Genomic DNA, 7,027 nt, shown 5'->3' on the forward strand with positions numbered 1-7,027 from the left:
ACAGTGCACCTTCGCGGGGACCCAAGTTTGCTTGATCAGCCGTCAGCGCCTCAGCAAGCCGCGTGATTGACAGTCACCACATGCACCGCCAGCCCACCCAGCGACGTCTCCTTGTACTTCACCTGCATATCCGCCCCCGTCTGCCGCATCGTCTCGATGACGTTGTCCAGGCTGACGAAGTGGGTGCCGTCGCCCTTCATGGCCAGCGAGGCCGCGGTGATCGCCTTGATCGCGCCCATGCCGTTGCGCTCGATGCAGGGAATCTGCACCAGGCCGCCGATCGGGTCGCAGGTCATGCCCAGGTGGTGCTCGATGCCGATTTCGGCCGCGTTCTCGATGCGTTCGTTGGATCCGCCCAGGGCCGCCACCAGGCCGGCCGCCGCCATGGCGCAGGCCACGCCGACTTCGCCCTGGCAGCCTACTTCGGCGCCGGAGATCGAGGCGTTCTTCTTGCACAGCATGCCGATCGCGGCGGACGTCAGCAGGAAATCGCGGATGCCGCGCGCCGGATCGCTCGGACGGCAATCTTCGGCGTAGTAGCGCAGCACCGCCGGGATGATGCCGGCCGCGCCGTTGGTCGGCGCAGTCACCACGCGCCCGCCGGCCGCGTTCTCCTCGTTCACCGCCATCGCGTACAGGGTCACGTGGTGGGTGGCGTCGTGCGGCAGTTCGTTGACGCGCTTGCCCTCGACGCAGTGGGCTTGTTTCCACAGCTTGGCGGCGCGGCGCTTCACATTGAGGCCGCCCGGAAGCTGGCCTTCGGTCACCAGGCCGTGGGCGATACAGTCGCGCATCACCTGCCAGATGCGGTCCAGGCCCGCGTCGAGCTCGGCCTCGCTGATCCGCGACAGCTCGTTCGCGCGCAGCATGTGCGGGATGCTCAGGCCATGCTGCCGGCCGTGCGCCAGCAGGTCCGCCATGGTGCTGAAGGGGAAAGGCACGCTGGCCGCCGGCGCTTCCGCGGCGCGCGCCTGGCTTTCGCCGGCCGCGGTGATGAAGCCGCCGCCCACGGAGTAATAAATGCGTTCGATGACGCTGCCGTCACGCAGCTTGAGCACGAACTTCATGCCGTTCGGGTGCTCGGGGAGGGTCGAGGCCTTGTGCCAGACCAGGCCCGTGGCATAGCGGAACGGGACTTCCTTCGTGCCCAGCAGTTTGATGACGCCGTCCAGCTCGGCCTCGGCCAGCTTGTCCTCGACCGTGTCGGGATCGATGTCCTGCGGGGTTTCGCCCATCAGGCCCAGGATCACCGCCTTGTCGGTCGCGTGGCCGACGCCGGTCAGCGCCAGCGAACCGTAGAGATGGGCTTCGACGCCCACCGCTTCGTCCAGCGCACCGCACTCCAGCAGGAAGCGGCGCCCGGCCGCCATCGGGCCCACCGTGTGGGAGCTCGACGGTCCGATACCGATCTTGAACAGATCAAATACACTCATGTCCATCTGTTGTCTCGACTATTCAGTTTTTTATAATTATGGTGAAAAGGACATTCAGGCGCTGACGCCGACGTCGATGTTCTTCAGCATGTCGGCGACCATTTCCTCGACGCCGATGCGGGCTTTCCAGCCCCAGTCGCTACGGGCGCGGCTGTCGTCCAGGCTCTTCGGCCAGGAGTCGGCGATCTGCTGGCGGCTGTCCGGCTTATAGGCGATCTCGAACTCCGGCAGCGCCTTCTTGATGGCGGCCGACAGTTCGCGCGGGTTGAAGGACACGCCGGCGACGTTGTACGAGGAGCGGATCGCCACTTTCTCGGGCGCGGCGTCCATCAGTTCGATGGTGGCGCGGATCGCGTCCGGCATGTAGATCATCGGCAGCGTGGTTTCCGGACCCAGGAAGCATTCATAGGTCTCGCCCTTGAGCGCCGAGTGGAAGATCGCGATCGCATAGTCTGTGGTGCCGCCGCCCGGAGGCGACTTGAAGCTGATGATGCCCGGGTAGCGGATGCTGCGCACGTCCACGCCGTACTTGCTGTGGTAGTACTCGCACAGGCGCTCGCCGGCCAGCTTGCTGATGCCGTAGATCGTGGTCGGGTCCATCACCGTGTACTGGGCGGTGTTCTCGGCAGGGGTGTTCGGGCCGAAGGCCGCGATCGACGAAGGCCAGAAGATCTTCAGCGGCTTGCCCGCTTCGCCGCGTTCACGCGCGACCTCGAGGATGTTCAGAAGGCCGTCCATGTTCAGGGTCCATGCCTTCAGCGGCGCCTTTTCTCCGGTGGCCGACAGCAGCGCCGCCAGCTGGTAGACCTGGGTGATGCCTTCGCTGTCGATCAGCTGCGCCAGGCGCGCCTTGTCCAGCACGTCGAGCTGGGTGTAGCGCGCCGCGCCGTAGACGTTGTTCGCGCCGATGTCCGAGGCGATCACATTGTTCTGGCCGTGCTGCTCCGCCAGGGCGGTGACGAGTTCACTACCGATCTGGCCGTTGGCGCCGATGATGAGGATGCGTTCCATGTTGTTCCGATCTTTGCTCTGATTAGTTGCTCTTGATGATGCCCAGCTCGCGGCCGGCCTGTTCGAAGGCGGCCAGCACCTTGTCGAGCTGCTCGCGGGTATGCGCGGCCGAGAGCTGCACGCGCACGCGCGCCTGGCCCATCGGCACCACCGGGTAGAAGAAGCCGGACAGCAGCACGCCCAGTTCGAACATGCGGGCGGCGAATTTCTGGGCCACCGGGGCGTCGAACAGCATCACCGGCACCACCGGGTGGGTGCCCGGCTTGATGGTGAAGCCGATCCGCTCGATCTCCTTGCGGAAGTAGGCGGTGTTCTCGTGCAGGCGGTCGCGCAGCTCGGTCGACTTGCTGATGCGGTCCAGCACCGCCAGCGAGGCGCCGGCGATCATCGGCGCCAGGGTGTTCGAGAACAGGTAGGGGCGCGACTTCTGGCGCAGGGTCTCGATGACTTCCTTGCGGCCCGAGGTGAAGCCGCCCATGGCGCCGCCCAGGGCCTTGCCCAGGGTGCCGGTGATGATGTCGATCTTGCCGATCACACCGCAGTGCTCGTGGGTGCCGCGGCCGGTCTTGCCCATGAAGCCCGATGCGTGCGATTCGTCGATCATGGTCAGGGCGCCGTATTTCTCGGCCAGCTCGACGATCTTGTCCAGCTGGGCGATGGTGCCGTCCATCGAGAACACGCCGTCGGTGACGATGATCTTGTGGCGCTTGCCCGCCTCGGTGGCCGCGACCAGCTGTTTTTCCAGGTCGGCCATGTCGTTGTTGGCGTAGCGGTAGCGCGCCGCCTTGCACAGGCGAACCCCGTCGATGATCGAGGCGTGGTTCAGGGCGTCGGAGATGATCGCGTCGTTCTCGTCGAACAGGGGCTCGAACACGCCGCCGTTGGCGTCGAAGGCGGCCGCGTACAGGATGGTGTCCTCGGTGCCGAGGAAGGCGGAGAGCTTTTGCTCGAGTTCCTTGTGCACGGTCTGGGTGCCGCAGATGAAGCGCACCGAGGACAGGCCGTAGCCGTATTGTTCGAGCGCGGCCGCGGCGGCCTTCTGGGTTTCCGGATCGCCAGACAGGCCCAGGTAGTTATTCGCGCACATGTTGATCAGGCTGCGGCCGTCCTGGGCGATGACTTCGGCGCCCTGGCGCGAAGCCAGCACCCGCTCCGGCTTGAACAGGCCCTCGGTTTTCAGCGTGTCGAGTTTTTGCTGGAGGGTGCTGTAAAAGGCTTGATCGCTCATGTGCTGCTCTCCTGGTAGTCCGGCTTGACCGGTTGTTGGCGAATGTTGTACCGTTGACTCGTTCGATTCAGAAAACGTGGTTCTTTATGTCGAACGAAAATTCAATATATTGAATCTTACCCTCGGCCAATGAACTTGGCAAGCTACAGCTCGAAGTAACACTTCCATAGGCAATGAATAAAAGTCTAGCAAACAACGCTCCGCCAGAAGTTGGCGCCACGCTACAGCGCCTGCGCCTCGCACGCGGCCTCACCCTGGAGGATTTGTCGCGCATCGCGGGCGTGTCCAAGTCGATGCTGTCCCAGATCGAACGCGAGAAAGCCAACCCGACGATCGCCATCACATGGCGCCTGGCAAACGCCCTGGGCGTACAGATTAGCGAATTGCTGTCGTCCGAAGTGCGCCCGACGGAGCTGATCCGGGTGGTGGACGCCCACGAGATCCCCACCCTGCCCGGCGCGCATGCCGGCTATTCGCTGCGCATCCTCGGTCCGATGGACCTGGCCGGCAAGTATGAATGGTATGAGCTGACCCTGGCGCCCGGTGGGGCGCTGGCCTCGCAGGCGCATGATCCGGGGACCAGCGAGCACCTGAGCGTGGTGATCGGGTCCGTCGAACTCGAGGTGGGTGACGAGAAAAAGAAGATCCGGCACGGGGGCACGGCGCGGTATCCGGCGGACCAGGATCATGTGATCCGCAATGCGGGGAAGACCGAGGCCAAGGCCTTGCTGGTTGTCGTGCACCGGTAGGGTCGGCGGGTTTCCCGCGGACGCGCTGATACCGGACTCTGGTAGACCGTGGCGGTTCCGGCGCTCCTTGAACGCGTCGGCGGCGACGCCGCCAACCCTACGAAAGAATGAAAAAACGGCTGCCGGATCGCTCCGGCAGCCGTTTTCATGTCGACACGACGCTCGGGCCTAGTGCGAACCGCCCACTGCCTTCGCTGCGTCTCCCGTCTTCAGCTCACCCATCTTCAGCTCGCGCGACAGGAAGCCCCAGCGGTCGGCCACTTCCTCGATCTGCTTGGTGGTCGGCTTGCCCGCGCCATGGCCCGCCTTGGTATCGATGCGGATCAGGATCGGCGCGGCGCCCGCCTGCGCGGCCTGGGCCGCGGCGGCGTACTTGAAGCTGTGCGCCGGCACCACGCGGTCGTCGTGATCGGCCGTGGTGACCATGGTGGCCGGATAGCAGGTGCCGGCCTTCAGGTTGTGCAGCGGCGAGTACTTGACCAGGGCCTTGAACTCGTCCGGGTTCTCCGACGAGCCGTAGTCCGAGGTCCAGGCCCAGCCGATGGTGAACTTGTGGAAGCGCAGCATGTCCATCACGCCCACGGCCGGAATCGCGGCGCCGAACAGTTCCGGACGCTGGGTCATCGCGGCGCCCACCAGCAGGCCGCCGTTCGAGCCGCCGCCGATCGCCAGCTTTGCCGGCGAGGTGAGCTTGTTCGCCACCAGCCATTCGGCCGCGCCGATGAAGTCGTCGAATACGTTCTGCTTGTGCAGCTTGGTGCCTGCCTGGTGCCAGGCTTCGCCGTATTCGCCGCCGCCGCGCAGGTTGGCCACCACGTAGACGCCGCCCATTTCCATCCAGGCCAGGTTGGCCGGCGAGAAGGCCGGGGTCAGCGAGATGTTGAAGCCGCCGTAGCCGTACAGGTAGGTCGGGTTCGAGCCGTCCATCTTGAGGCCCTTCTTCGACACGATGAACATCGGCACCTTGGTGCCGTCGCGGCTGGTGTAGAACTGCTGGCGGGTTTCGTAGTCGGCCGGGTTGAAGGCGACCTTCGGCTGGCGGAACACGCTGCTCTTGCCGTCCTTCAGGTTCAGGCGGTAGATCGTGGTCGGGGTGGTATAGCCGGTGAAGGAGAAGAAGGTCTCGGTATCGCCCTTCTTCCCTTGCAGGCCGCCCACCGAGCCGATGCCCGGCAGGGCGATCTCGCGCACGGCCTTGCCCTTCAGGTCGACCACGCGCACGACGCTGCGCGCGTCCTTCAGGTATTCGAGCACCAGCTGGTGGTTGATGATGTCGGCGCCCACCAGGGTGTCGGCGGATTCGGCGACGACCTCTTTCCAGTTGGTTTCGAGCGGCTTGCTCACGTCGATGGCGACGATGCGCTTGCGCGGCGCGTTGCGGTCGGTGCTGAAGTAGAACACGCTGCCGACGTTGTCGATGAAGTCGTAGCCGGCGTCGAAGTTGTCGATCAGGTCGACCACCTTGCTGTCGGGCTTGGACAGGTCCTTGTAGGAGATGCGGTATTTCGGCGCGGTGCCCTTGGTAGTGGTGATCACCAGGTAGCGGCCGTCGTCCGTGGTCTGTCCGCCGAAGCCCCATTCCTTCTGGTCCGGACGGTCGTAGACCAGGATGTCGGCGCTCTGCGGGGTGCCGATGCGGTGGAAGTAGAGCTTCTGGAAGTAGTTCACGTCGGCCAGCTTGGTGGCTTCCTTCGGCTCGTCGTAGCGGCTGTAGAAGAAGCCCTTGCCGTCCTTGGTCCAGGCGGTGTTCGAGAACTTGACCCATTTGACGTGGTCGTCGAGGTCCTTGCCGGTCGCGATGTCGCGTACCTTGATCTCGTTCCAGTCCGAGCCGGAAGCCGCGATGCTGTAGGCCAGCAGTTTGCCGTCCGGGCTGACTTCCGCGCCGGCCAGGGCCACGGTGCCGTCCGCGGCCAGGGTGTTCGGGTCGAGCAGCACGCGCGGCGTGTCGCCGAGCTTCTTGAGCGTGTACAGCACCGACTGGTTCTGCAGGCCGTCGTTGCGGGTGTAGAAATAGCGGCCGCCCTCCTGCTCCGGTACGCTGTAGCGCTCGTAGTTCCACAGCTGGGTCAGGCGCTGGCGGATCGCCTCGCGCTGCGGGATCTGCGCCAGGTAGGCCTGGGTCACCTTGTTCTGGGCCTCGACCCAGGATTTGGTCTCGGCGCTGTTCGCGTCCTCGAGCCAGCGGTAGGGATCGGCGACCGTGGTGCCGTGGTAGTTGTCGAGCTGGTCGGTCTTCCTGGAGTCCGGGTAGGTCAAGGAAGGGCCGGTAGCGGCGCAGGATGCTGCAGGCGCAGATTGTGCGAGTGCAGGTTGCGCACCGAACGCGGCGGCCAGCATGGCGGCGAGCGTAGCGTGTCTCAGTTGCATATTGTTCTCTGTCGGAGGTGAGCGGGGTTGGCATATGCCGAGGGGCATCATAGCGCGAAACGCCGGGCATGGATACCGCCGGGCTACCCCGGCCACGCTCCCTATGCGGCGTCCATACGCCGCGGGTCGCGCCCCTGTGCGCGCCCCCGTGCGACACTCCGGCCGGCACCGTACGCGCGGCCATGCACGATGCCATGCCCGCCACCACGCGCCTGCTCCTGCCCGCGCACCGGCCC

5 protein-coding genes are annotated in these 7,027 nt (G+C 65.2%); 1 reads left to right on the top strand and 4 read right to left on the bottom strand.

Annotation, left to right across the window (positions count from 1 at the left end; all coding sequences use genetic code 11):
- Window positions 1–50: 50 nt before the first annotated feature.
- From V7778_RS24800 to V7778_RS24810, 3 genes are read right to left on the bottom strand one after another with little or no spacing between them, the layout of a single operon-like run.
- On the bottom strand, window positions 51–1,439 hold the full coding sequence (locus tag V7778_RS24800) for an L-serine ammonia-lyase (protein ID WP_335560268.1): 1,389 nt from the start codon (window positions 1,437–1,439) through the stop codon (window positions 51–53).
- Between the two features lie 48 nt (window positions 1,440–1,487).
- Window positions 1,488–2,444: an NAD-dependent epimerase/dehydratase family protein gene (locus tag V7778_RS24805; RefSeq protein WP_335560270.1), complete on the bottom strand. Its 957-nt coding sequence runs from the start codon at window positions 2,442–2,444 to the stop codon at window positions 1,488–1,490.
- A 22-nt stretch (window positions 2,445–2,466) separates the two neighbouring features.
- On the bottom strand, window positions 2,467–3,672 hold the full coding sequence (locus V7778_RS24810) for a glycine C-acetyltransferase (RefSeq protein ID WP_335560272.1): 1,206 nt from the start codon (window positions 3,670–3,672) through the stop codon (window positions 2,467–2,469).
- A 173-nt stretch (window positions 3,673–3,845) separates the two neighbouring features.
- On the opposite strand from V7778_RS24810, the gene V7778_RS24815 reads away from it, so the two are divergent.
- A complete protein-coding gene (locus tag V7778_RS24815) occupies window positions 3,846–4,421 on the top strand; it encodes a helix-turn-helix domain-containing protein (protein ID WP_335560275.1) in 576 nt (191 codons plus the stop codon).
- A 168-nt stretch (window positions 4,422–4,589) separates the two neighbouring features.
- Here the strand turns inward: V7778_RS24815 and V7778_RS24820 are convergent, their stop codons facing one another.
- Window positions 4,590–6,791, bottom strand: a complete 2,202-nt coding sequence (locus V7778_RS24820; protein ID WP_335560277.1) for a prolyl oligopeptidase family serine peptidase — start codon at window positions 6,789–6,791, stop codon at window positions 4,590–4,592.
- Window positions 6,792–7,027 lie beyond the last annotated feature (236 nt).

This window comes from Massilia sp. DD77 (genome assembly GCF_036961685.1).
Classification (GTDB): Bacteria; Pseudomonadota; Gammaproteobacteria; order Burkholderiales; family Burkholderiaceae_D; genus Telluria.

Excerpts from the sequence above, each read along its gene's own strand:
- V7778_RS24800 (WP_335560268.1), bottom strand. The coding sequence starts at position 1,439 with ATGGACATGAGTGTATTTGATCTGTTCAAGATCGGTATCGGACCGTCG.
- V7778_RS24805 (WP_335560270.1), bottom strand. The coding sequence starts at position 2,444 with ATGGAACGCATCCTCATCATCGGCGCCAACGGCCAGATCGGTAGTGAA.
- V7778_RS24810 (WP_335560272.1), bottom strand. The coding sequence starts at position 3,672 with ATGAGCGATCAAGCCTTTTACAGCACCCTCCAGCAAAAACTCGACACG.
- V7778_RS24815 (WP_335560275.1), top strand. The coding sequence starts at position 3,846 with ATGAATAAAAGTCTAGCAAACAACGCTCCGCCAGAAGTTGGCGCCACG.
- V7778_RS24820 (WP_335560277.1), bottom strand. The coding sequence starts at position 6,791 with ATGCAACTGAGACACGCTACGCTCGCCGCCATGCTGGCCGCCGCGTTC.